Genomic DNA, 22,362 nt, shown 5'->3' on the forward strand with positions numbered 1-22,362 from the left:
CGCTGGCGGCTCCCAGTGCGTTCATCCGGCCGCCTCGGACTTCCTGACGACCACCCGCGTCGGTACACCGACCTCGACCAGAGCGGCTAGTGCCTTCTCCGCAGCCCGCCCATTGCGGGACCCGTGGTCGACGACCACCACTCCCAAATCCACGGCGGACGCGGCAACCTCCCGCCACCACGGCTCGCCATGGCTGGCCACGAGTAGCCTGTGCTCTTCGGAGCGGTCATCGGGAGGCGGAACGATCGGATCGACGTCACCAAGGAGCACGGCTGACCCGCCGGAGGAGAGGACGGCGGACACGGCCGCCTCCGTCAAGGCGGGTAGCCCGGTCGGCGGTGCGGCGTCGACGTCCACAACTGAACCGTAGCGGTGCCCCACCGACTGCGCCCAGGTCTTGTCTGTTCGGCGTCCTCTACGTAGCCGAACCGCGCCGAGTACCGCCGCCGCCGCCAGGGTGACGACGATTCCCGCCACCGCCCCGGACCGGAGCGGGGTGGGCCAGCTTGGGTTCCCGCTTCCGACGTCCTGCCCGATAACATTCGCGGTGGGGTAGGTCGCCCGCAGAGTGTCCGTACGTGACCGCGCTTCTTGAATGAGCCGTGCGAGGTCTGATGTATCAGCGTTTCTGTCCGACTGCCGTCGAGCAGCTATCTGGTCCTCGAGGTCGGCAATCTCCTCGTCGGCCGAGTCGACGACCGGAGCGAGGAACTGTTCGCGGAGTTCTCCGGCGCGAGTGTTCATCGCCTCCACGACAGCGGTCCCCATCCGTGCAGCCGCGTCTGAGCCAGATTCGGACCGGGTCACCACTTTGAGCAGCCCGGGCACCGTCGCGGTGGACACCTCAACGGTCGGTCGCCTGCCGGCGAGTACTACCGGTTCACCGCTGCGGTCCTCGATGATCTCCTTCGCTCGCTCGTCCGTGACGAACTCGGACATCCCGGCGGCGACTGCGTCCATGGCGACGGCATCCCGCTCCGCCCGGGCGGCGGTCCCGACCGTCACCGTCGTCTCGACGGAATAGACGGGCGTCGCCCTGGAGTAAGAGAACGCGACGATGATTCCGACTATCGCGCCCACCACGAGTGCCACCGGGAGCGACCGGAGGTAGGCGCCGAATAGCAGCCGAAGATCGACGGCCGGAGGGCGCGATGGTCTAGAGGAATCGACCGAGTGCGAACCGCGTTCCGCGATTGCTGATGACGGCATATGTGGACCCCCTTCCGACGAACTGGCGGTTGTCGCCACCCCGGTCATGCCGGGGATCGTCGGTCCTCGCGAAATCCTAGCGCCCGGCACCCGCAAATAAACATTGTTCCATGTAGCCCTCCCCGCAGGGCCCCTGAGGGGTTACCATCCCCACACAGCCGGTGGGACCAATCCCTTCTGGCGACCAGAGCCCGAGGTGTGTCATGTCCGAGACCCTGTCCCCCCGTCTTCCTCTAACCCCAGCGCAGGCGGCAATGCGGGACGGGCACCTCCAGGACCCGCAGAGTTCGGCGTACTCCCAGGCGCAGATCGTCTGGTACTCCGGGGAGAACCTGACCGAAGAGGTCCTCGTCGAGGCGTTCAACCGTGGGCTTCGGGAGTGCGAGACCCTGCTATTGAAGTGTGGCGTCGACGAGAGCGGCAACTGGTACCAGCAGTTCGATCCCGCCGAGGAGATTCCCATGACCCGGATCGATCTCACAGGGGAAGGTGATCCGAGAGCCGCCGCCTTGACTATCGCTGATCGAGAGATCCGACGGGCGCTCCAGATCAGCGGCCCCGAACTCCCCTTCCGGTCATACCTGTTCGTTCTCGGCGAGCATTCGTTCGGATGGCTACTCGTGTGCCACCACGTCGTGATCGACGGCTACGGCGCCAACCTGTTGCGGTCCCGTGTGGGAGAAATCCTCGACGCACTCGTCAACGGGAATGACGTTCCTGACTGCAGGTTCGGACGGATCGCGGAGATGATCGCCGTAGTGCCGGAGCCGGACCCTGCCGACCTGGAGTTCTGGAGGCAGCACCTCGAAGGTGCGCCGGAGGTGATCAGCTTCGCCGACCGTGTCGTCCCGCCGGCTCCCCTCCACTCGATGATCGATGTTCTCACCCCGGACTTCGTCGCCCGGGTCGCCGAGACACTCGACGGCGTAAACTGGGCGCATGTTGCTGCGGCCGCAGCGATCGGGTATGTATCGGTACTAGTCGAGAACCCGACAGTGGTGGTTGGCTTGCCTGTGACAGGGAGGTTTGCTCCCGAGGAGAAAATCACTCCATCGCAGTCGATGGGTGCGTTGCCGCTCCACCTGACCGTCGACCACTCGGCGCCGCTTCCGGAGTTGGTCCGGCTGTTCCAGACCACGTTCCGCAGCACGCGAAACCATCAACGTCAGGCTCCGCACACCTTGCGCGCCGAGCTCCCCGTGGCATGGCGCACCGGCCGGATCTACGGTCCGATGATCAATGTGATCCCGTTCGAGGTGCCCTCGACCGCCGGAAGTCTTGAGAGCGGCCTCGAGGTCATCGACCAGGGGCCCATCGATGACCTCGCCATGACTATGATCCCGGGTCCGGACAACGGTATAAGGACGAAATTCCTGTTCAATCCGGATTTATACGGCCCCCAAGCGCGTCAGGAGCACGCCGACCGCCTGGGGAGGTGGCTCGAACAGATCGTGGAGAACACCAGCGCAATCCTCGCGGATCTGGTCTGTCTCACAGAGGACGAGGAGAAGTTCCATTCGGAGCTGGAGGCAACCGCTGCGGCAGGTGAGCCGAGCCCGCTGGGGTGGCGAGAGCCGTGCACTGTAGCGGATCTGGCGGCCGCGGCCGGGGTCGCCGGGGCGTCAGGGATATCGGTGCGATCAGCGCTCGGTCGCCCGTCAGTCATCGGCTCGCCGGGCCGGGTCACGCTCCACAGTCCTCGCGGTGAGCACCGCACGGACCTTCTCGTGGCCCTTCGCCGGGACGGGGCGATCGAATACCGCGGAAAATCCTCGGATCGGGTGGCGGTGAACGGCTCGTGGGTCGAACTGGAGGGCGTGCGGAACGCGTTGGCCCGGGATGCTCGGTGCGCAGGGGCCGAGATCTCGGTGTCGGAACGCAGGATCACTGTACGGTTGGGCCGAGACAGTGGCGGGGTTGATCGTGCGGACGTCTCCCGCTTGATCGGCGAGGTCACTGCCGCGCCGGTCGTCGTCCGCTGACCGGCGCTGACCGCGATGCGGATACTCCATCTGGTCAACGAACTCGTCGACACCGGGAACGGAATCGTCAATGTCGCGGTCGATCTGGCCATCGACTGCGCTGCTCGCGGCGACGAGGTCGCCATCGCGTCCAGCGGGGGCGGCTTCGTCGAGCTGGTCGTCACCCATGGTGTGCGACACGTGGACATCGATTTCCGAAACCGGCCTGCGCGCTCCTTCGGTCGGCTGAGGCGGTGGGTCCGCGAGTTCCGACCGGACGTCGTCCACGCGCACACCGCTGCGCCCTGCGCGATCGCGGCAGCGGTCCGTCGAAGCCCCGGGGTTCCCGACTTCGTCCTCGTGGCCACGATGCACAATGTCTACCAGCGGTCGTCGGTGCTAATGGCCACGGCTGACATGACGATCGGAGTCGCCGAGTCGGTGTCACGGACCGTGCGCAGACGTCGGTGGCACTCACCTCTCGTGGAAACAGTGGTCAACGGCGTCGTCTCGTCGCCCCGGCGACCGAAACGCGGGATCCGGAGCGAGGACGATGGCGCAGTTCTCGGCCCCGAGTCCATAGTGACGGTCGGCGCGGTTTCCCACCGTAAGGGGGCCGACGTGCTCCTGGACGCCTTTATCGCTTTGGCCGGCTCCCGACCGGGAGCCCACCTCTGGTACGTGGGAAACGCGGATTGGGCCGACGTCATACAGCGAGCCCGCTCATCGGAGTTCGCCGACCGCATCCACTTCCCGGGACTCTCTACCGACCCTGGGTCGTTTCTCGCGGCGGCGACCGTTGTGGCCGTCCCGTCCCGTCGGGAGGGACTGGCCCTCGCACTGCTCGAGGCCCGAGAAACGTGCGCTGCGATCGTCGCGACGGACACTGACGGGTCTCGAGAAGGTCTCGATCAAGGTGCCGCAGGGATTCTGGTGCCGGTCGAGGAGCCGGAGGCTCTCGCATCAGCACTCGTCAGGGTGCTTGACAATCCCCAGCTTCGGTCCGAGTTGCGCGGGAAGGCGGCCGCGGGCCTGGAACGCTTTTCTGTCGGTCGAATGGCCGCGGACTATCGCGATTGCTATATGACTGCGGCCGCCGGAAGGCAGCCGACCCGGAACAGGTGACTGCCCCGGGGGTCAGGAGCCGAAGCCGACGCCCCCGGCGCCGGCTCCCGGGAATTGTCCCGGTGGCCCCTCACCTGGGGACTGCGCCGGGTCTTCAGCGCGGTCTTCGGTAGAGGTGCAGTCGGCCACAGCTTCCTGTAGCGCCCCGACCACGGGCTTGGGCCGTCGGTCCTCGTAATAGAGGCCGAAATGGTATTCCGAGTCCGTCCGCGGGGCATCGCCGTCGACCAGCGTGTAGATGAAGATCGGCCCCAGTGCCCGCTCACTTCTGGCGAGTTGGAACGCCTCGACGACCATCGCTGCCTGGTGCTGCGGGCTGACCGCCTTGAGTCCGCCCGTGGGGGCGCCGAACTCGGTGAGCCAGATCTTTTTGTCACCGTCCCCGTGAGACCGCATCAGTTGCTCGACTTCATCGAGGGACCTGAACGTGTTCCACCTGGACTGCCCGGACGGCAGTTCCGGGTAGGAGTAGGGGTGCATGCCGACGGCGTCCAGATACTCGCGGCCGCCCATGTCGTACAGCCTGGAGAGAAAGGTCAGCGGGGCGATCGACCTGTCGGTGTCCGCAACAGGTGCCAAGCCACCGCTGATAACGGTGGCATCGGGATCCGCTGCGCGTATCGCGGGGTACGCGGCCTTCAAGATCTCGAAATAGAAGGCGACATCGGGGTTGGGCCAGAAGTGGTGCAAGTTCGGCTCGTTCCAGATCTCGTATCCATCTACCTGATCCCCGTACCGCGCTGCTACCTTCCCGGCGAACTCGCCGTAGAGCCCAGCTACCGATCGGTGCTCGGCCGTGACCGGCCCGGTCGGAACGTCTAGCCAATCTGGCACGGACTGGATGACCAGTAGTGGCGTGACCCCGGCTTCGCGGGCCCGCCGCACCCTCGTGTCCAGCGGCGACCAGTCGTGCGTTCCTCTCGCGCGCTCGATCTCACCCCAGTTGGCGCCTATCCGCACCCGCCCCATGCCCAGGTCTCGGGTGAGCCTGTTCGCGCGGGCGTACTCGTCGGAGGACATGCGGTCCCAGGCCGCGTTGCCGGACATCCCGATGTCCATGCACGGCGCCTGGGTGCCGAGCGGCGTCTCTACCGCGGCGGGGCGGAACGCGGTGAACGGGGAGTAGCCCATGAGGGTTCCCAGAACGAACACCACCGAGGAGACGACCGCGACGAGCACCGTTCCCCAACTCCGCAAATGAAACGCATTCCTGGTGGATCGGGATTCCACTGCTCCATCTCCTTCGCGATGCGTTCTCCGCACTGTCCGCGGACGCAGGATCCCCCGATCCCCACGAGCACGATCATGGCATCCTACGCCGGACAGCGGGGCGAAGTACCTATACAAGCCGAGTTCCGCGGTGAGGTAGCACCGACGCACATCTCTACATGTCCTGCGTGTGGGTGCGCGAACGGTGGCCCTAGGCTGGTCGGGTGACCGCGCGACTCGACGAGGCCGTAGAGGCTGACCTCGGCCCGCTATCGGAGCTGGCCGCCCTGACCTTCCCGCTGGCGTGCCCACCCGGGTTAGACGAGCAGGTGATCGGTGTCTTTGTCGCCGAGCACCTCAGCGAGCACGCGTTCAGGGCGTACCTGGAGGCCCCGGACCACGACGTACTGGTGGCCCGCTCAGCCGATGGCGCGATCGTCGGATACGTGCTGCTCGTCGCCGGGACCGCGATGGATCCGGGTTGCGCGCGCCAGATAGTCCACCGCCCGACGACGGGGATCAGCAAGTTCTACGTGCACCCCGACCACCACGGCGCGGGCATCGCGTCGCGGATGCTCGACGAGGTGACGCGGCGGTGCCGGGACGCGGGTGCACAGAGCATCTGGTTGGCCACGAACGTCGCCAACACCCGCGCCCGCAGGTTTTACGACAAGCACGGGTTCGAGCCCCGGGGAAACCGGACCTTCGACGTGGGCGGCGTCGCCAACACCGACGTCGTCTACGAACTGCCTCTCTGAACAATCCTTCCGCAGTCGGGATAGCCAGGTCTCCGGGCGCCGCCGGGCGTCGGCCGCCCTGACGCCGACCGACTGCCGAGAACGCCGGGCCGGCGAATGAGGCCGGGCCCACGAGTAAGCCGGTCTGGCGCGAGTCCCCCGGGCGGAGCACCGCCCATCTCATCGCCGGCGATCCATGAGTGGACGAGCGTGCGGGTCATCGCATCGTGGGAGTGCAGTGCACCTATCGGGGGTCTGGAACCCCGGCGGGTGAGGACGGGGCGGCGGCGCCGGGTGCGCGGGCGGCGCCGGGTGCGCGGCGACGCCACGGCCGGAGGTCAGCCGCCGACGGTCTCGAACCGGGACAGCGCCAGGAGTCGGGAAGTGGCACGAAGGTACTTCTTGCGGTAGCCGCCGGCGATCATCTCGTCGGTGAAGATCGCGTCCAGTTTGTCTCCGGAGTTGCGCACGGGAATCCCCGCGTCATAGAGCCGGTCGGCGAGGACGACGAGACGAAGGGCGATCGACTGATCAGGCAGCGGCTTGACCCCGCTGAGGCAGACCCGCGTGACGCCGTCGACGAGGCGGTTGTACTTGGACGGGTGAAGGGTCGACAGGTGCTCGCACAGGGCGTCGAAGTCGTCGAGCGTGGCACCCTCCACCGCCTCGGCCTCGGCCTCGAGTCCGCTGTCGTCCATCGGGTCCGGGGCGGGGGGCAGGTTACGGTGCCGGTAGTCCGGGCCGTCGACCCGGATCGACTCGAAGATCCCCGACATCTTGCGGATCTCCCGCATGAAGTCCTTGGCCGCGAACCGTCCCTCCCCCAGCTGCTCCGGCAGTGTGTTGGAGGTGGCCGCGACGCTGACACCGGCGGTGGTGAGCTCCGCGAGCAGTCTAGACACCAGCATGGTGTCGCCCGGATCGTCGAGCTCGAACTCGTCGATGCACAGGACGGAGTGCCCGGAGAGCTCCTCGACGGCCCGGTTGAAGCCGAGAGCACCCACGACGTGGGTCAGCTCGACGAACGTCCCGAACGCCTTGGGCTCGGGGCAATTGTGGTAAATCGACGTCAGCAGGTGGGTCTTGCCCACCCCGAAGCCGCCGTCGAGATAGATACCGGTCCCCTGCACCGCCTTCGGTCGCCGGCCGAACAGCCCCTTCTTGGGAGTGCGACGGGCCACCACGGACTCGGCGAACTCGCGACACGCCTTGACCGCGGCGGCCTGCGAGGGCTCGGCCGGGTCCGGGATGTAGGAGTCGAAACTGACATCGTCGAACATCGACGGGGGAACCATCTGTGCCACGAGCTGATCGGCAGGAACCACCGGGGTGACGTCAACGAGGCGAGAGACCATGGGCAGAGCCTATCGTGGGGACACCCGGCGTCAGTACGGAAGGAGTCCCCGGTGCACATGACACGGCCCACCGTGATCGACGACGACCCCGCCGCCCTCGAGGCCTTGTGGGCGGCGCTGGACCCCGAACCGGGTCTGCCCGTGCCGTGCATCCGCGCGGTGATGATCTCGTCGGTCGACGGCACGACCACCGTGGACGGCCGCAGCGGCGGGCTGGGGACCCCGACGGACCGGCTGGTCTACGACGCTATGCGGGCCCGGGCCGACCTGATCCTGGTGGGCTCGGGCACCGTTCTGGCCGAGGGGTACGGCCCCGCCCGGACCGCCGCCGTGTGGGCGGACAGACGACCCGGTCCCCCGCCCGTCGTCCTGGTGTTCACCCGCGCGCTGGGCGACGCGCTCATCGAGCACTGCGCCGACGCCGGCGACGGACTGCAGGTGGTCGCCGCCCACGGAGTGCCCGGCGACCGACTCGAGGCCGCCCGGGAGCGGGGTGTCACGGTGCACGTGCTCGATCCGGGTCCACTGCGCACCTCCGTCCGTTCCCTCGCCACACACTTCGGGGCCTCCGAGGTGACGTTCGAGGGCGGTCCGCAGCTGCTCGGGACGTTGTTGCGCGAGGGCGCGATCGACGAACTCGTCCTGTCGGTCGCCCCCGAGATCATCGTCGGCGGCGACGACTCGCGACTGGCCGTCGGAACCGACGCCACCCGGGTTCCGCTGCGCGTCGCCGCGGCCTTCACGTGCCCCCGCGGCGGGCTCTACACCCGCTGGGTCGTCACCGGGGCCGACGGGTGAGGAACCGTCGAGCGGGAACACGCGCGGTCACGCGGCACCAGCACGTACGGGCACTCGGCGTGGGGCTGGCGGCCCTGGCGGTGACGATCGCCGGGTGTGCGCCCCTGCCCGCGACGGGGCCGCGCCTGGCGACCGGCGACGGCCCCGGGGGATCCTCCGGCGTTGGCGAGGCGGCCGAGACCGCCGACCGACCCGACTGGCTCGCGCCGCGCAGCGACCTCACCTGGGTCCCGTGTCCCGACGGCCGGACCGGCGGGATACCGGAGGGCGCCGCCGTGGAGTGTTCCCTCCTCGGGGAGACCCCCGTCCTGCGGCTCACCGCGACGGGGACACCCGACGACGCGGCGCCCCTCGTCGTCGTCGCCGGTCCCGAGACACCGGCCGACACCCTCGCCTCCCGACTCGCCTCGTCCGGCCCCGAACTCATTGACACCCGACCGCTGGTCGTCGTGGACCACCGCGGACGGACCGGCCCGGCCGGTACGTGCCTGACCTTCCCGGCCCGCCGCACCCTCGACGGGCTCGCGGATCGGGGCACCGACCCCGATTCGCCCGCGCTGCGCGGCGACCTCGCCGACACCTCACAGTCCTGCACGGACCAGCTCCAGGGCCGCGAACTGGACTTCGGCTCCGCCGGCGCCGCCGAGGACCTCGAACGCCTACGCCAGCAGTGGGACGTGCCCGGGCTCGCCGTGATGGGGATCGGGACCGGGGCCCGCACCGCCCTCGCCTACGCCGGCGCACACCCGGGTCGCCTCTCCCTGCTCGTGCTCGACTCCCCCGCCCCCGCCGACGGGGACCAGGAGGCCGCGGCCCGCGCCGCCCTCGACGGCTCCGACGCGGCGCTGCGCCTGTGGGCCGCCTCGTGCACCCGGACCGAGTGCGGACCCGGCGACGCCGACGAGAAGGTCGAGGCCGTGACCCGCGCGCTCGACCGCGCCCGCGAACCCGGCGTGGCGGTCCCGGCGGCGTTGCTGTCCGACGTGGTCCGGTCGGCGTTGGCGGACCTGTCCGGCGCCTCCGCTGCCGACGCCTCCCCAGGCGACGTCATCCTGGGCGACCTCGCGGCCGCCGCCCCCGAGGACACCCCGGGCAGCGTCCGTGACCGCGCCGCCGAACTGGCCGGGACGTCGCTGCCGTACGTGGCCGGATGCTCCGACCTGTCGCGCCGCGTCCCGGTCAACCGTGTCGAGGAACTGCGGGCCGAATGGGAGCAGACCCCGCCGTTCGGGGAGATCATCGCCGCGCAGCTCTCCGCCTGCTCCACCTGGCCCGTGCCCGGGCAGTCTCCGGTCTCCGTTCCCGCCGAGACGCCGGTACTCCTGGTCGGAGGGATCGCCGACCCCCGGGCCGGTGCCGCCGCACTCGAACCCACCGCCGGGGCCCTCAGCGCCGCCGGGGCCACCGACGTGCGGATCGTCACCTGGGGCGCCCCGGGCGCACAGGTGATCCTGCACTCCGGATGCGCCCGGGGCGCGGTCGTCGATTTCCTCGACGACCCGGATGCCGCTGAGCAGTCCACGGCCTGCCCGTCCTGACCGGCCGGGGTGCCTCACCGGGACGCGGGAGGCCAGGCGGTACCCTGCGAGTCGTGCCGCTGCCCACCCGAAGCACGTCGACCGTGCCCCGCGTCCTCACCCACGTGTTGTGGCCGCTGGCGATCATGACCGTCATCCACCGCGTCCTGATCAAGGCCGTCAACGGATCCATCACGAACGACTTCGGCACCGTCTACGCCGCCACCAGGCGTTTCCTGGCAGGTGAGCCGGTGTACGTCGAGAACCTGCTGACGGTGCAACCGCACTATCTCTACGCCCCCAGCGGGACGTTCGTCCTCGCCCCGTTCGGCCTGATCGACAACTACACGCTGGCGCGCTGGCTGTTCATCGGAATCAACACCGCCGCGATCATCGCGGCGCTGTGGCTGCTCATGCGGCTGTTCGACCTCGACGTCCGCTCGTTCGCCGCCCCCGCCATCCTGCTGGCGGCGTTCTGCACCGAGGCGGTCACCAACACGCTGGTATTCACCAACGTCAACGGCGTGATCTTCCTGTGCCAGGTGGCGTTCCTCTACCTGCTGCACCGACGGCGCCTCTGGTGGGCCGGCGTGGCCATCGGCCTGTCCCTGGCCGTCAAACCGATGCTCGCTCCGCTGCTCGTGCTGCCTCTCATCCGCAAGCAGTGGCAGCCGTTCGTCACCGCGGCCGCGATCCCCGCCGTCACCATGGCCGCGGGGTGGGCCCTCACCGTCGACGCCCGTAGTTACCTCGACACCACGCTCACGTACATGGGTGAGGTGCGCGACTACTACAACAGCTCGATCGCGGGGATGGGCCTGTACTACGGCGTGCCCGAGCCGGTCATCCTGGTGGCCCGCATCCTGGTCGTGGTGGCCACCCTGGTCGCAGTGTGGCTGCTGTTGGACTACCGCCACAACCACGAGGTGCTGTGGTTGGCCACCACCTCCGGGGTCGTGCTCGCCGGCGTGTTCCTGGTCTCCACCCTCGGCCAGATGTACTACTCGATGATGCTCATCCCGATCATGCTCACGGTGGTGCTGGACAGGTCCATGGTGCGCAACTGGCCGGCGTGGCTCGCGGCCTACGGGTTCTTCACCCTCGACTTCTGGGAGTCGGCGCGCTGGCCCTACTACGGGCGGCTACTCGAGTTCGCGCACCCGACCCTGGGATGGTTGCTGCTGCTGGCCACCGTGCTCGTGGTGCTGCTGTGGCGCCGAAGCGACCCCCGCCGACACGAGCGGATCGCACCGGCCGCCGCGTCGGCGTAGCCTGCGGGCATGAGCGAGCCCACCGATACCCACACCCCCCAGCCGGACTTCACGCTGGACGACACCGAGTGGCGTCGTCGACTCAGCCCGGAGGAGTACCAGGTCCTGCGACAGGCCGGCACCGAGCGTCCCTTCACCGGTGAGTACAACGACACCAAGACCGAGGGCGTGTACCGCTGCCGCGGATGCGGCGCCGAGCTGTTCCGCAGCGACGCGAAGTTCGAGTCCAACTGCGGTTGGCCCTCGTTCTTCACCCCGCTGGCAGGCGGCGCCGTCATCGAGCGCACGGACACCTCACTCGGTATGACCCGCACCGAGGTGATCTGCGCGAACTGCCACGGCCACCTGGGGCACGTGTTCTCCGGGGAGGGCTACGGCACGCCCACCGACCTGCGGTACTGCATCAACTCACTGAGCATGACGCTGGAGCCGGCCGAGAGCTGAATCCGACCGGCCGCATCCGGCCCGCAGAGTAGCGAGGGCCGACCGGGACTGTTCCCGGTCGGCCCTCGTTCGCGTCAGGTCGAGCCGTCGGCGCGCGGTGGACCTCAGGGCATCGAGGCGGCCAGCTGCCCGGCGGTGACGCGCGGTCCGGTGAAGAACGGGATCTCCTCGCGCACGTGGCGGCGGGCCTCGGTCGCCCGCATCTCGCGCATCAGGTCGACGATCCGGTCGAGCTGCGGGGCCTCGAAGGCGAGGATCCACTCGTAGTCCCCCAGCGTGAAGGACGGCACGGTGTTGGCGCGGACGTCCGGGTACTCGCGGGCGGCGCGGCCGTGCTGGGCGAGGATCTGGCGCCGCTCCTCGTCGGGGAGCAGGTACCACTCGTAGGAGCGCACGAACGGGTACACCGAGACGTACGCCCCCGGCTCCTCCTCGGCGAGGAACGCCGGAATGTGGCTCTTGTTGAACTCCGCGGGGCGGTGCAGCGCGGTGTTGGACCAGTAGGCGGTGCTTGCCCGGCCCAGGATCGTGGTGCGTCGGAACTCGTTGTAGAACCGCTGCAGGTCCTCGATGTGCTCGGAGTGGGTCCAGATCATGAAGTCGGCCTCGGCGCGCAGACCCGAGATGTCGTAGAGACCCCGGACCACCACGTCGGTGCCGTCGTAGCGGGCGAGGAACTCCTCCAGGTCCGCGGCGACCGCGTCCCGGTCCTCCCCGAGCTGCCCCGGCGTCACCGTGAAGACGGAGAACATCAGGTAGCGCAGGGTCGAGTTGAGTTTCTTGTAGTCAAGGCGTGCCATGGCTCAATCCTGCCACCCCGCGGCGAGTCGCCGGGCCGCGGCCCGCGCCGAGCCGATACAGGCGGGCACCCCCACGCCCTCGGTCGCGCCGCCGACGAGCTCCACGCCGGGCAGCCGCTCGGCCAGTTCGGCGCGCACCGCCGAGATCCGCGCGTCGTGTCCGGGACCGATCTCGGCGAGGGCGTCGGACCAGCGGCGCACCCGCGAGTGCAGGACCGTCGGCGCGGAGCCGCACAGTCCCCCCAGCGCGGATTCGGCCATGCGGGTGAGGGTCGCGTCGTCGGCGGCGAGCACCTCGTCGTCGTCGATCCTCCCGAACGACACCCTGACCAGGTGCCCGGGCCGGGTGTCGAGGTGCGGCCACTTGCGGCTGGTGAAGGTCATCGCCTTGAACGGCACCGGTTCGTCGGTCGCCACCAGGACCCCCGACCGCTCCGGGAGATCCAGGGACCGGTCGACCTCCAACGCGACGACGGCCGAGGAGGCCGTCCGGATCCCGGACAGGCCCCGGGTCGCGGCGTCGAGACCCCCGGCGCCCTCAAGGAGCGGGGCGGCGTGGGGAACGGGGACGGCGACGACGACGAGGTCCGCCTCCTCGGACCACGACCCGCGGTCGCCGGCGACCGCCAACGAGTAGCCCGAACCGTCCCGGTGGAGAGCGGTGCAGGTGGCGTGTGTACGGATCACGGCACCGGAGGCCCGGACGAGGGCGTCCACGAGGAGCCGGTAACCCCCGTCGAGGGTGGCGAACACCGGGCCCGGCACGCGGTGCGCGACGAGCTCCCGGGCGGCGGCCGTCAGGCTGGGAGCGCCCCGGTCCAACGCCTGCGCCAGCCCCGGGATCACCTGCCGCAGCCCGAGTCCGGTACTGGGGGCCGCGTACACGCCCCCGAGCATGGGGTCGACGAGCCGGGCGACGACCGCGTGCCCGAACCGCTCGGAGACCAACGAGCCGAGCGAGACGTCACCGCCCGGCTCCCAGTCCAGCGGCAGGTCGGCCTCGCGCGCGGCCGCAGCGCGCTCCCGCGGGCTCAGCACGTCCGCCAACGCCCCGACGTCGGACGGCAGACCCATCAACGTGCCGACGGGCATGGGCACCATCCGACCCCCGGTGAGGATCGCCGGTCCGAGCGGCCCGGGATGACGCAGCGACCCGGTCAGGCCGAGTTCGGCGACGAGGTCGCTCGCCTCGGGTCGGCGGCCGATGAAGGCCTCGGCGCCGAGCTCCATCGGACCGGACGGGAAGTCGACGGTGTGGAGTGCCCCGCCCGGCCGGTCCGAGGCCTCGAGGACGGTGATGTGGGCGTCCGGCAGCTCGCGCGAGAGCTGATAGGCGGCCGTCAGCCCGCTGAGCCCGCCGCCCACCACAGCGACGCGAGGGCCCACCGTCACTTCCCGGTCAGCTCGTGGACGAGCTCCACCACGTGGGTCACCGCACCCGGGTCGGTGGTGGGCAGGACACCGTGGCCGAGGTTGAACACGTGGCCGCGTGCGCCGAGTTCGCGGGCCCGCTGGCCCTCGTCGAGGATGCGGCGGACCTCGCCGTCCAGCGCCGACCGGTCCGCGAAGAGCATCGCGGGGTCGAGATTGCCCTGCAGGACCTTGCCCGGCGCCCGCCCGGCCGCGTCGTCCAGGGGGATGCGCCAGTCCACGCCGACGACCTCCGGGCCGGCCTCGCCCATCGCCCCGAGCAGCTCGCCGGTGCCCACGCCGAAGTGCGTGCGCGGAACCGTCGTGATGATCTCGTCGGCGAAGATGCGGGTCGAGTGCGGGAGTACCAGCGACCGGTAGTCCCGCAGGCTGAGCGCGCCCGCCCACGAATCGAAGAGCTGGACGGCGTCCACTCCGGCAGCGATCTGCGCGCGCAGGAACACCGTGGTCAGGTCCGCCAGCTTGGCCATGAGCGCGTTCCACACGTCGGGGCGCGAGTACATCAGTGACTTGGTGTGCTCATGGTTGCGGCTGGGACCGCCCTCGATGAGGTAGGAGGCCAGGGTGAAGGGGGCGCCGGCGAAGCCGATGAGCGCCACCCGCGGGTCGAGTTCGGCCACGACCAGCCGCACGGCCTCCCCGATCTTCTCGAGGCGGTCCGGGGTGAGCTCGGGCAGCGCGGCGACACCGGCCTCGTCCCGGATCGGCTCCGCCACCACGGGCCCGGTCCCGGGCACGATGTCGATGTCCACCCCGGCGGCGGCCAACGGGATGACGATGTCGGAGAAGAAGATCGCGGCGTCCACCCCGTGGCGACGGACCGGCTGCAGGGTGATCTCACACGTCATCGCCGGGTCGAAACAGGCCTCCAACATGGTGGACCCGGCGCGGACCTCCTTGTACTCCGGGAGCGAGCGGCCCGCCTGGCGCATGAACCACACCGGCGTGTGGGCGCCACCGACTCCGGTCACCTCGTCGAGGTACGGGCCGGTCCCGGCGCGGCGGCCGGCGACGGCATCCGTGGCGGGGTCGGCGGGACGGGAGGTCGAGGACGCATCAGAGTTCAACACACCCCCATCGTCCCATGACGCCGCCGCCGCGGCCGGTCAGCCCACCCGGGCAGGCGACGGCGCGCCTCCTCGGGGCACGCCGGGGCGGTCGCTAGCGTGACGACCCGTGAGTACATCGGTCAATGACGGCGAGCCCGAGGTCTTCCGGGAGGCGGTCGAGTCGCTGTCGCGACTCGAGGTCCGCCCCGAGATCTCGGTCGGCCCGATCCGCCCGCCGCAGCGACTGGCGCCCTACAGTTACGCGCTCGGTGTCGAGATCATCCCGCCCTCCGGCGACGACGTCCCGGAATTCTCCGACGGCGACGCCTTCGGCCGTCTCATCCTCCTGCACGACCCCTCCGGGGACGACGCGTGGAACGGCACCCTCCGACTCGTGGCCTACATCCAGGCCGACATGGAGGCCTCGCTGGCAGGTGACCCGCTCCTGCCCCAGGTGGCGTGGAGCTGGCTCACCGAGGCCCTCGGCGAGCAGGCCGGGCCGTACACCTCGCTCGGTGGCACCGTCACCAGCACCGCCTCCGTCCGGTACGGCGACATCGCCGGTCCTCCCCAGTCCCACCAGCTCGAGCTGCGCGCCTCCTGGACCGCCCTCGAGCCCGACCTGACCGGCCACGCGTCCGCCTTCTGCACGACGCTCGCCCTGGCCGCCGGCCTCCCCCCCGTCGGCGTGACCTCCCTGCACCGGCGGTCGTGAGCGGGCGCCGCCGCGGCGAGACCCCGCCCGGGGCACAGCCACCCCCGGCCGAGTACGAGTTCGTCGACGACCTCCCCGCCATCGAGGCGGTCGCCGACGCCCTGCGATCCTCGCCCGGCCCCGTCGCGGTCGACGTCGAACGCGCCTCGGGGATCCGGTATGCCGACCGGGCCTTCCTCCTGCAACTCCGGGCCCCCACCGGCCCCGCCCTGCTCGTGGACCCGGAGACCCCGGGCCGGACCATCGGCTCCCTCGCCGACGTCCTGTCGACCCGCCCCCTGCTGCTCCACGCCGCGAGTCAGGACCTCCCGTCGCTGCGTGAGCTGGGGGTCTCGCCGACCTCGCTCGTCGACACCGAGCTGGCCGGACGTTTCCTCGGCACCGAGCGGGTCAACCTCGGGGCGATGATCTCGGAGCACCTCGGGATCGGCCTGGCCAAGGCGCACTCCGCCGCCGACTGGTCTCGTCGCCCGTTGCCGGCGGCGTGGTTGGACTACGCAGCCTATGACGTGCTGTTCCTGCACGAATTGGCGGACGAGGTCCTGCCGCGGCTCGACGAGCTCGGCCGCCGTGAGTGGTTCGAGGCGGAGTGTCGGTACCTGGTGGAGTCCGGCCCGGCACCTGCCGCGCCGGACCCCTGGCGTCGACTGTCCCGGCTGTCGAGCCTGCGCGACGGCCGGCAACTGGCGCGCGCCAGGGAGTTGTGGATGGCCCGGGACCGGGTCGCGGCCGAGCGGGACATCGCCCCCAAGCGACTCCTCGGTGACGCGGCGATCGTGGAGGCCGCCAGGGTGGGGCCGACGAACAGAACCGCACTGCTGGCGATCGAGGGGTTCGACGGACCTCACCGCCGACGGCTCGTCGGGGAATGGCTCGCCGCCCTCGAGTGGGCCGACGGGCTGGGGCGGGCCGACCTGCCCTCCCGGCAGGGGCCGCCCGCCGAGCACCCGCCGCACGCGTCGTGGAAGCGAAACGAGCCCGAGGCCGCGGAGTTGCTCGAGATCGCCCGCGAACGGATCGGTGCACTCGCCGACGACCTGGGTCTGGAGCCCGGGCTCCTGCTCAAACCCTCGACGCTGAGACTGTGGGTGTGGCGCGCGGCGACGACCCGGTCCGGGGACGACGCGGAACTGCTCCACGACGTCCTGCTCACCGAGAGCGCCCGTGCCTGGCAGATCGAACTGGCCACCGACCCCCTGCTCGAGGCGGTGCGGAGCTTCCGCGCGGATTCCTGAGTCCGGGCCACCGGCACCGGCCGGCGCGGCCCCTGTCACGCGTGGGTACGGGCCCGCGTGTGCACGCGTCCGGCGATCCGGCCCGGGTCAGCCCAGGCGGGTCCGGATGCTGTCCGAGATCCCCTCGGGGGTCAGTCCGGCGTCGGCCAGGATCTCCCCGCGGGAGCCGTGGTCGAGGAACTCCTGCGGGATGCCCAGCGCGATCCGATCGACCCGCACCGCAGCGGTGTCCAGGCAGGCCGACACCGCCGAGCCGACGCCGCCGTGCAGACCGTTGTCCTCCACCGTGACCACCAGACGGCGTCCACGGGCGGCGTCCACGATCGACGCGGGCACCGGGTAGACCCATCGGGGGTCCACGACGTCGACGGAGATGCCCTCGTTCCCGAGGGCGCGGGCGGCGGCGATGGCTGGCGCGACCATCGACCCCACCGCCACCACGAGGACCTCGGCGTCACCGGATCCGTGCACGCGGTCGACCCCGTCCTCGGACGTGGCGAGGGCGGGCAGGGCATCACCGACCGACCCCTTCGGGAACCGGACGACGGTCGGACCGTCGTCGACGGCCACCGCCTCGCGCAGTTCCTGCCGGAGGGTGGTCGCGTCCCGGGGAGCGGCCACGCGCACCCCGGGGATGATTCCGGTGAGCGACAGGTCCCACATCCCGTTGTGGCTCGCACCGTCAGGGCCGGTGACGCCGGACCGGTCCAGGACCATGGTGACCGGCTGTCGGAGTAGTGCGACATCCATGAGCAGCTGGTCGAACGCCCGGTTGAGGAAGGTCGAATAGACCGCGACGACGGGGTGCAGCCCACCGAGCGCGAGCCCCGCCGCCGAGGCCACGGCGTGCTGCTCGGCGATTCCCACGTCGTACATCCGTTCCGGGAACCGCTCCCCGAACGCGGCCAGACCGGTCGGCCCGGCCATCGCGGCCGTGATGGCCACGACGTCATCGCGTTCGGCACCGATCTCACACAGTTCCTCGGAGAAGACCGAGGTCCAGTCCACGGCGGAGGAGGTCGCCAGCGGTTTGCCGGTCTCGGGATCGATGATCCCGGTGGCGTGCATCTGGTCCGCCTCGTTGTTCTCGGCGTGGACGTAGCCCATCCCCTTGCGGGTGACGACGTGGACCACCACCGGGCCGCCGAAGTCCTTCGCGAGGCGCAGGGCCGCCTCCGTGGCGGCGAGGTTGTGTCCGTCGACCGGCCCCATGTACTTGAGCCCGAGGTCCGCGAACAGCTCCTGCGGCGAGACGACGTCCTTGACTCCCGTCTTGATGCCGTGGAGGACCGAGTACACGGCCTTCCCGACGACGTCCTTCCGGCCGGTGAGCGCGTTCTTCGTTCGGTCCATCGCCTTCTCGTACGCGGGCTGGAGCCGCAGCGCGCCGAGGCGCTCGGCGAGCCCTCCGATGGTCGGCGAGTACGAGCGGCCGTTGTCGTTGACGACGATGACCATCGGGCGGTCCTTGGCGGCGGCGATGTTGTTGAGCGCCTCCCAGGCCATGCCGCCGGTCATCGCACCGTCACCGATCACGGTGACGACGGTCCGATCGGACTCCCCGCGCAACGAGAACGCCTTGGCCAGCCCGTCCGCGTACGACAGGGACGCCGTGGCGTGCGAGGACTCGACCACGTCGTGCTCGCTCTCCGCGCGACACGGGTAGCCGGACAATCCCCCGCGGGTGCGGAGCCCGTCGAACTGGTCGCGACGGCCGGTGAGCATCTTGTGGACGTAGGACTGGTGTCCGGTGTCGAAGATGACGGGATCGCGGGGCGAGTCGAAGACCCGGTGCAACGCGACGGTCAGTTCGACGACGCCGAGATTCGGGCCGAGGTGCCCGCCCGTCGCGGCGACCTTACGGATGAGGAATTCACGGATCTCCCCGCACAGCGCGGCCAACTCCCCGGGACCGAGCCGCCGCAGATCGGATGGGCCGTCAACCTGTTCGAGCACGCTCATTGCCGTCGACTGCCCCTTCCGTGACCGACACCCTGCTGGGTCGAATGGTCAGTCTACGGGCTGGCGCCGCGCGACCTCGCCCACGGGCGGACGTGTGGGCCCCTACCTGCGGTGCCGGATCAGGAGCGTCCCGGCGAGTCCAGTACGGCGATCCCCTCGACGTGATGGGTGCCCGGGAAGGCCGCCACCCCGTGGAGGTCCGTGAGCGTCCACCCGGCGGCCACGAGGACGCCGATGTCCCGCGCCAGACTCGCCGGATCGCAGCCCACGTGCACGATCCGGGACGCACCTGTCGCCGCGAGCCGCCGCATGACCGGGATCCCCGCTCCGCCGCGCGGGGGATCGAGGATGATGACCTCCGGATCGGGGTGGTCCGCCGGCCGGTCGTCGCGGTCCTCGAGGAACGTCTCGACCCGGGAACGCAGGGTCCTCACTCCTCCGCCGGCGGGGTCCCCGGGCGGGCCGCCGAGGGTGTCCGTGGCCGCGTGCAGCGACGCCGTGGCGGATTCGACGACTGTCACGCGGGCGCCCGGGATCGCGTCCCGAACCCCGGCGGCGAACAGCCCGGCGCCTCCGTAGAGGTCCCAGATCTCGGGGATGTCGGTCAGGTAGGGGGTGCGCGTCACCGCGGTGCGTACCTCGTGGCTGTAGTGGCTCGCGGCGGAGCGGTGCGCCTGCCAGAACGCGTCGGGAGGCAGCCGCCACTCGTGGCCGCCCACCCGTCTCACGACGGTCGGTCCCCCGGCGACGATCTCCCAACCGGCCGCCCGCGAATGACGTGCCCTGGCGCGGGTCGCCGAGGACCGGCGGGATCGGCCACTCCGGCCCCGCGGCGTGTCACCGACGGCCGGGCGGTGGGCGATGTGCACCATTCCGTCGTCACCGAGCACTCCGAGCACCTCGCGGCCCGGGCCGAGCGTGGTGGCGGAGACCGCATCACGCAGCCGCGGGTCGGGCTGGATGCAGGGCTCGGTCACCAGTTCACGGGAGCGCGCCCTCCGGACCCCCGGCACACCATCGGGGCCGGTGACCCAGCGGGCAACGGTACGCCAGCCGGACGTCGCGGGATCCGCGGCGGGGACCTCGACCGGGACCGCGTCGTCCCGGTATGCGATCCGGCCGATCCGGTACACCTGCTCGGCCAGGATCCTGCCGGCGAAACCGCGGGCGGCATCGGACGCGATGTGGCTCCAGTCGCAACAGCCGGCGCCGGCGGCCGCCGCCGGGCACGTCGGGACCACCCGGTCCGGGGATTCCTCGACCACCGCCTGGACCGTCCCTCGACAGAACGCGCGCCCGGGGTCGTCGTCGATGAGGACGTCGACCAGTTCGCCGGTGATCCCGCCGCGGCAGAACACCACCCGGCCCTCGTGGCGCGCGACGAACTCGCCGCCGTGCGCCGGTCCCTCCATGCGCAGGCGCACCACACGGCCCGTCCAGCCGGTCGCTCGGTCCTGGGTCATCTTTCCTCCGGTCCACGCCAGCGTCCGACGATGGGTTCGTCGCGGGCCTGCTCCGCGCGGCCGTCCGAGGACGACAACTGCCACGGGACGCTGGTCACCATGACACCTCGCTCGTAGAGCAGGCGGGTCTTGAGGCGCAGCGCGCTCTGGTTGTGCAGTATCTGCTCCCACCAGTGGCCCACCACGTACTCGGGGATGTACACGGTCACCACGTCCCGCGGCGCCTGATCGCGAAGGCGCTTCACGTAGTCCACCACGGGACGGTTGATCTCACGGTACGGGGACTCGACCACCTTGAGCGGAACCGAGATGCCGCGTCGATCCCATTCCCTCACGAGGGCACGGGTCTCGGCGGTATCGATGTTCACCGTCAACGCCTCGATCGAGTCCGGGCGTGCCGCCCGCGCGTAGGCCAGGGCCCGCAGGGTGGGCAGATGCAGCTTGGACACCAACACCACACAGTGTGTCCGGCTCGGCAGGACGACCTCCCACGAGGAGTCGTCGAGTTCGCGGGCGACCGCGACGTAGTGCCGGTGGATGAGTCGCATGATCCCGAACGCTCCGAGCATCGCCAGGACCGCGATGTAGGCCCCGGAGAGGAACTTGGTCGCCATGACGATCACCAGGACGCCGGCGGTGACGAGGAACCCGACGGCGTTGACCGCCCGGGACCTGTGGATCCGCCGACGCACGGACGGGACCCGCTCGTGGTCCAGGCGCCGGGTCCAGTGTCGGACCATGCCGAGCTGGCCGAGGGTGAAGGCGACGAACACGCCCACGATGTAGAGCTGGATGAGGAGCGACACCTGGGCGTCGAACGCCACGACCAACACGACTGCCGCGATCGCGAGGACGACGATCCCGTTGGAGAACGCCAACCTGTCCCCGCGGGTGGCGAGCTGTCGGGGCAGATACTTGTCGCGAGCGAGGACCGAGGCCAGCACCGGGAACCCGTTGAACGCCGTGTTGGCGGCGAGTGCCAGGATCAGCGCGGTGATGATGATGACGGCGTAGAAGGCGAGCGGCAACCCCTCGAAGACCGGTCGCGCCAACTGGGCGATCATCGTCTTCTGCCGGTACCCCTCCGGAGCGCCGATCAACTGTGCCGCCGGTTGCTCGGCGATCCGGACCCCGAGCCGACCGGCCAGGGCGATGAGCCCCAGGAGGAACGAGACCGCGAGAACCCCGAGGACGGCCAGCGTCACGGAGGCGTTGCGGGCCCGCGGCTTCCGGAAGGCCGGGACACCGTTGTGGATGGCTTCGATACCGGTCAGGGCGGCACATCCGGATGCGAAGGACTTGGCGACGACGAAGGCGAGCGCGAGTCCGGCCAACTCCGCCCCGTCCACGGGCACCATTTCGAATCCCGCGGATTCGGCCCGGAGGTCGCGGCCCAGGATCTCCACCTGGAACAGCCCCCAGACGATGAGTGCGGTCATGGAGGCGAGGAACGCGTAGACGGGCACGGCGAACATCGCGCCGGTCTCACGGAGCCCACGCAGGTTGAGCGCCGCCAGGAGGATGATCGCCAGGACGGCGAACGGAATCTCCCTGGATTGGACGAAGGGGATCGCCGATCCGATGGTCGCGGCGGCGGCCGAAATCGACACGGCCACCGTGAGGACATAGTCGAACAGCAGGGCCGCACCGACCGCCAGGCCCGCACTCGGACCCAGATTGACGGTGGCGACCTCGTAGTCGCCCCCTCCCGACGGGTAGGCGCGGACGTTCTGCCGGTAACAGGCGATGACGACCACCAGGACCGCCGCCACCGCCAGTCCCACCCACGGGGTGAACGTGAGTGCCGAGACCCCGGCGATGGAGAGCACGAGGAAGATCTCCTGCGGGGCGTAGGCCACCGAGGACAGCGCATCGGACGCGAACACCGGCAACGCGATCCGTTTGCGGAGGCTGGTGGCACCGATCGTGTCGCTGCGGGAGGGGCGCCCCACGAGGAGGCGCTTGGTTCCCATGGAGACCTTCGAGATCCTGGACACCGACATATCGTAGGGCCCGCGAGCCCCGCCGGGCAGTATCCGTGGGTGTGAGTAGCGTGTCCGTCACTGGCTCACGTGCGTGGG

18 protein-coding genes are annotated in these 22,362 nt (G+C 70.3%); 9 read left to right on the forward strand and 9 right to left on the reverse strand.

The genetic code is table 11. The features are described from left to right. Positions 1-21: 21 nt before the first annotated feature. Positions 22-1,092 (reverse strand): hypothetical protein, encoded by a 1,071-nt coding sequence (locus AB5G72_RS09115; RefSeq protein ID WP_143337681.1) that lies wholly within the window; start codon positions 1,090-1,092, stop codon positions 22-24. Positions 1,093-1,412: 320 nt separating this feature from the next. Between AB5G72_RS09115 and AB5G72_RS09120 the strand changes: the two genes are divergently transcribed. Both AB5G72_RS09120 and AB5G72_RS09125 read left to right on the forward strand, forming a co-directional pair. Beyond that, positions 1,413-3,191: a condensation domain-containing protein gene (locus AB5G72_RS09120; protein WP_440219705.1), complete on the forward strand. Its 1,779-nt coding sequence runs from the start codon at positions 1,413-1,415 to the stop codon at positions 3,189-3,191. Positions 3,192-3,206: 15 nt separating this feature from the next. Beyond that, positions 3,207-4,295, forward strand: coding sequence for a glycosyltransferase family 4 protein (locus AB5G72_RS09125; protein WP_096905379.1), 1,089 nt, complete (start codon positions 3,207-3,209; stop codon positions 4,293-4,295). Between the two features lie 12 nt (positions 4,296-4,307). On the opposite strand, the gene AB5G72_RS09130 is transcribed toward AB5G72_RS09125, so the two are convergent. Next, positions 4,308-5,474 carry a GH39 family glycosyl hydrolase gene (locus AB5G72_RS09130; protein ID WP_440219706.1) on the reverse strand — a complete coding sequence of 389 codons (1,167 nt, stop codon included), beginning with the start codon at positions 5,472-5,474 and terminating at the stop codon, positions 4,308-4,310. A gap of 254 nt (positions 5,475-5,728) precedes the next feature. Here AB5G72_RS09130 and AB5G72_RS09135 point away from each other — a divergent pair, with 254 nt between their 5' ends. Continuing rightward, on the forward strand, positions 5,729-6,262 hold the full coding sequence (locus tag AB5G72_RS09135; protein ID WP_096905377.1) for a GNAT family N-acetyltransferase: 534 nt from the start codon (positions 5,729-5,731) through the stop codon (positions 6,260-6,262). Between the two features lie 317 nt (positions 6,263-6,579). Here AB5G72_RS09135 and zapE read toward each other — a convergent pair whose 3' ends face one another. After that, on the reverse strand, positions 6,580-7,596 hold the full coding sequence (gene zapE, locus AB5G72_RS09140; RefSeq protein ID WP_120283392.1) for a cell division protein ZapE: 1,017 nt from the start codon (positions 7,594-7,596) through the stop codon (positions 6,580-6,582). Between the two features lie 57 nt (positions 7,597-7,653). On the opposite strand from zapE, the gene AB5G72_RS09145 reads away from it, so the two are divergent. The 4 genes from AB5G72_RS09145 to msrB are packed head-to-tail and all read left to right on the forward strand — an operon-like array spanning position 7,654 to position 11,626. Further along, positions 7,654-8,394: a dihydrofolate reductase family protein gene (locus AB5G72_RS09145; RefSeq protein WP_194307194.1), complete on the forward strand. Its 741-nt coding sequence runs from the start codon at positions 7,654-7,656 to the stop codon at positions 8,392-8,394. Then, positions 8,391-9,932 (forward strand): alpha/beta hydrolase, encoded by a 1,542-nt coding sequence (locus AB5G72_RS09150; RefSeq protein WP_440219709.1) that lies wholly within the window; start codon positions 8,391-8,393, stop codon positions 9,930-9,932. The genes AB5G72_RS09145 and AB5G72_RS09150 overlap by 4 nt, the downstream gene beginning before the upstream one ends. A 53-nt stretch (positions 9,933-9,985) precedes the next feature. Then, a complete protein-coding gene (locus AB5G72_RS09155) occupies positions 9,986-11,182 on the forward strand; it encodes a glycosyltransferase family 87 protein (RefSeq protein WP_227022034.1) in 1,197 nt (398 codons plus the stop codon). Positions 11,183-11,191: 9 nt separating this feature from the next. Further along, complete coding sequence (msrB, locus tag AB5G72_RS09160) at positions 11,192-11,626, forward strand: peptide-methionine (R)-S-oxide reductase MsrB (protein WP_440219711.1); 435 nt, start codon at positions 11,192-11,194, stop codon at positions 11,624-11,626. A 104-nt stretch (positions 11,627-11,730) separates the two neighbouring features. On the opposite strand, the gene hemQ is transcribed toward msrB, so the two are convergent. The 3 genes from hemQ to hemE are packed head-to-tail and all read right to left on the reverse strand — an operon-like array spanning position 11,731 to position 14,927. Next, entirely contained in the window at positions 11,731-12,426 is a 696-nt protein-coding gene (gene hemQ / locus AB5G72_RS09165) for a hydrogen peroxide-dependent heme synthase (protein ID WP_440219712.1), read from the reverse strand. A 3-nt stretch (positions 12,427-12,429) separates the two neighbouring features. Continuing rightward, positions 12,430-13,812 (reverse strand): protoporphyrinogen oxidase, encoded by a 1,383-nt coding sequence (gene hemG, locus AB5G72_RS09170; protein ID WP_440219713.1) that lies wholly within the window; start codon positions 13,810-13,812, stop codon positions 12,430-12,432. 2 nt (positions 13,813-13,814) lie between these two features. Further along, a complete protein-coding gene (gene hemE, locus AB5G72_RS09175; RefSeq protein ID WP_440219714.1) occupies positions 13,815-14,927 on the reverse strand; it encodes a uroporphyrinogen decarboxylase in 1,113 nt (370 codons plus the stop codon). 106 nt (positions 14,928-15,033) lie between these two features. On the opposite strand from hemE, the gene AB5G72_RS09180 reads away from it, so the two are divergent. After that, positions 15,034-15,621 (forward strand): DUF3000 domain-containing protein, encoded by a 588-nt coding sequence (locus AB5G72_RS09180; RefSeq protein WP_440219715.1) that lies wholly within the window; start codon positions 15,034-15,036, stop codon positions 15,619-15,621. Further along, on the forward strand, positions 15,618-16,856 hold the full coding sequence (locus AB5G72_RS09185) for an HRDC domain-containing protein (RefSeq protein ID WP_440219716.1): 1,239 nt from the start codon (positions 15,618-15,620) through the stop codon (positions 16,854-16,856). The genes AB5G72_RS09180 and AB5G72_RS09185 overlap by 4 nt, the downstream gene beginning before the upstream one ends. 87 nt (positions 16,857-16,943) lie before the next feature. Here the strand turns inward: AB5G72_RS09185 and dxs are convergent, their stop codons facing one another. The 3 genes from dxs to AB5G72_RS09200 all read right to left on the reverse strand — a co-directional run bounded on the left by dxs (position 16,944) and on the right by AB5G72_RS09200 (position 22,284). Beyond that, positions 16,944-18,818: a 1-deoxy-D-xylulose-5-phosphate synthase gene (dxs, locus tag AB5G72_RS09190; protein ID WP_440219717.1), complete on the reverse strand. Its 1,875-nt coding sequence runs from the start codon at positions 18,816-18,818 to the stop codon at positions 16,944-16,946. A 119-nt stretch (positions 18,819-18,937) separates the two neighbouring features. After that, a complete protein-coding gene (locus tag AB5G72_RS09195) occupies positions 18,938-20,281 on the reverse strand; it encodes a class I SAM-dependent RNA methyltransferase (RefSeq protein ID WP_253003670.1) in 1,344 nt (447 codons plus the stop codon). Beyond that, positions 20,278-22,284 (reverse strand): APC family permease, encoded by a 2,007-nt coding sequence (locus AB5G72_RS09200; RefSeq protein ID WP_253003671.1) that lies wholly within the window; start codon positions 22,282-22,284, stop codon positions 20,278-20,280. Before AB5G72_RS09200 ends, AB5G72_RS09195 begins: the two co-directional genes overlap by 4 nt. Between the last annotated feature and the right edge of the window lie 78 nt (positions 22,285-22,362).

The sequence above is a fragment of the Dietzia sp. MNB45 genome (genome assembly GCF_051994785.1).
In the GTDB taxonomy this organism is placed as follows: Bacteria; Actinomycetota; Actinomycetes; order Mycobacteriales; family Mycobacteriaceae; genus Dietzia; species Dietzia kunjamensis.

Coding starts and splice junctions, on each gene's coding strand:
- AB5G72_RS09120 (WP_440219705.1), top strand. CDS start 1,413: ATGTCCGAGACCCTGTCCCCCCGTCTTCCTCTAACCCCAGCGCAGGCG.
- AB5G72_RS09145 (WP_194307194.1), top strand. CDS start 7,654: ATGACACGGCCCACCGTGATCGACGACGACCCCGCCGCCCTCGAGGCC.
- AB5G72_RS09125 (WP_096905379.1), top strand. CDS start 3,207: ATGCGGATACTCCATCTGGTCAACGAACTCGTCGACACCGGGAACGGA.
- hemQ (WP_440219712.1), bottom strand. CDS start 12,426: ATGGCACGCCTTGACTACAAGAAACTCAACTCGACCCTGCGCTACCTG.
- AB5G72_RS09200 (WP_253003671.1), bottom strand. CDS start 22,284: ATGTCGGTGTCCAGGATCTCGAAGGTCTCCATGGGAACCAAGCGCCTC.
- AB5G72_RS09195 (WP_253003670.1), bottom strand. CDS start 20,281: ATGACCCAGGACCGAGCGACCGGCTGGACGGGCCGTGTGGTGCGCCTG.
- zapE (WP_120283392.1), bottom strand. CDS start 7,596: ATGGTCTCTCGCCTCGTTGACGTCACCCCGGTGGTTCCTGCCGATCAG.
- dxs (WP_440219717.1), bottom strand. CDS start 18,818: ATGAGCGTGCTCGAACAGGTTGACGGCCCATCCGATCTGCGGCGGCTC.
- msrB (WP_440219711.1), top strand. CDS start 11,192: ATGAGCGAGCCCACCGATACCCACACCCCCCAGCCGGACTTCACGCTG.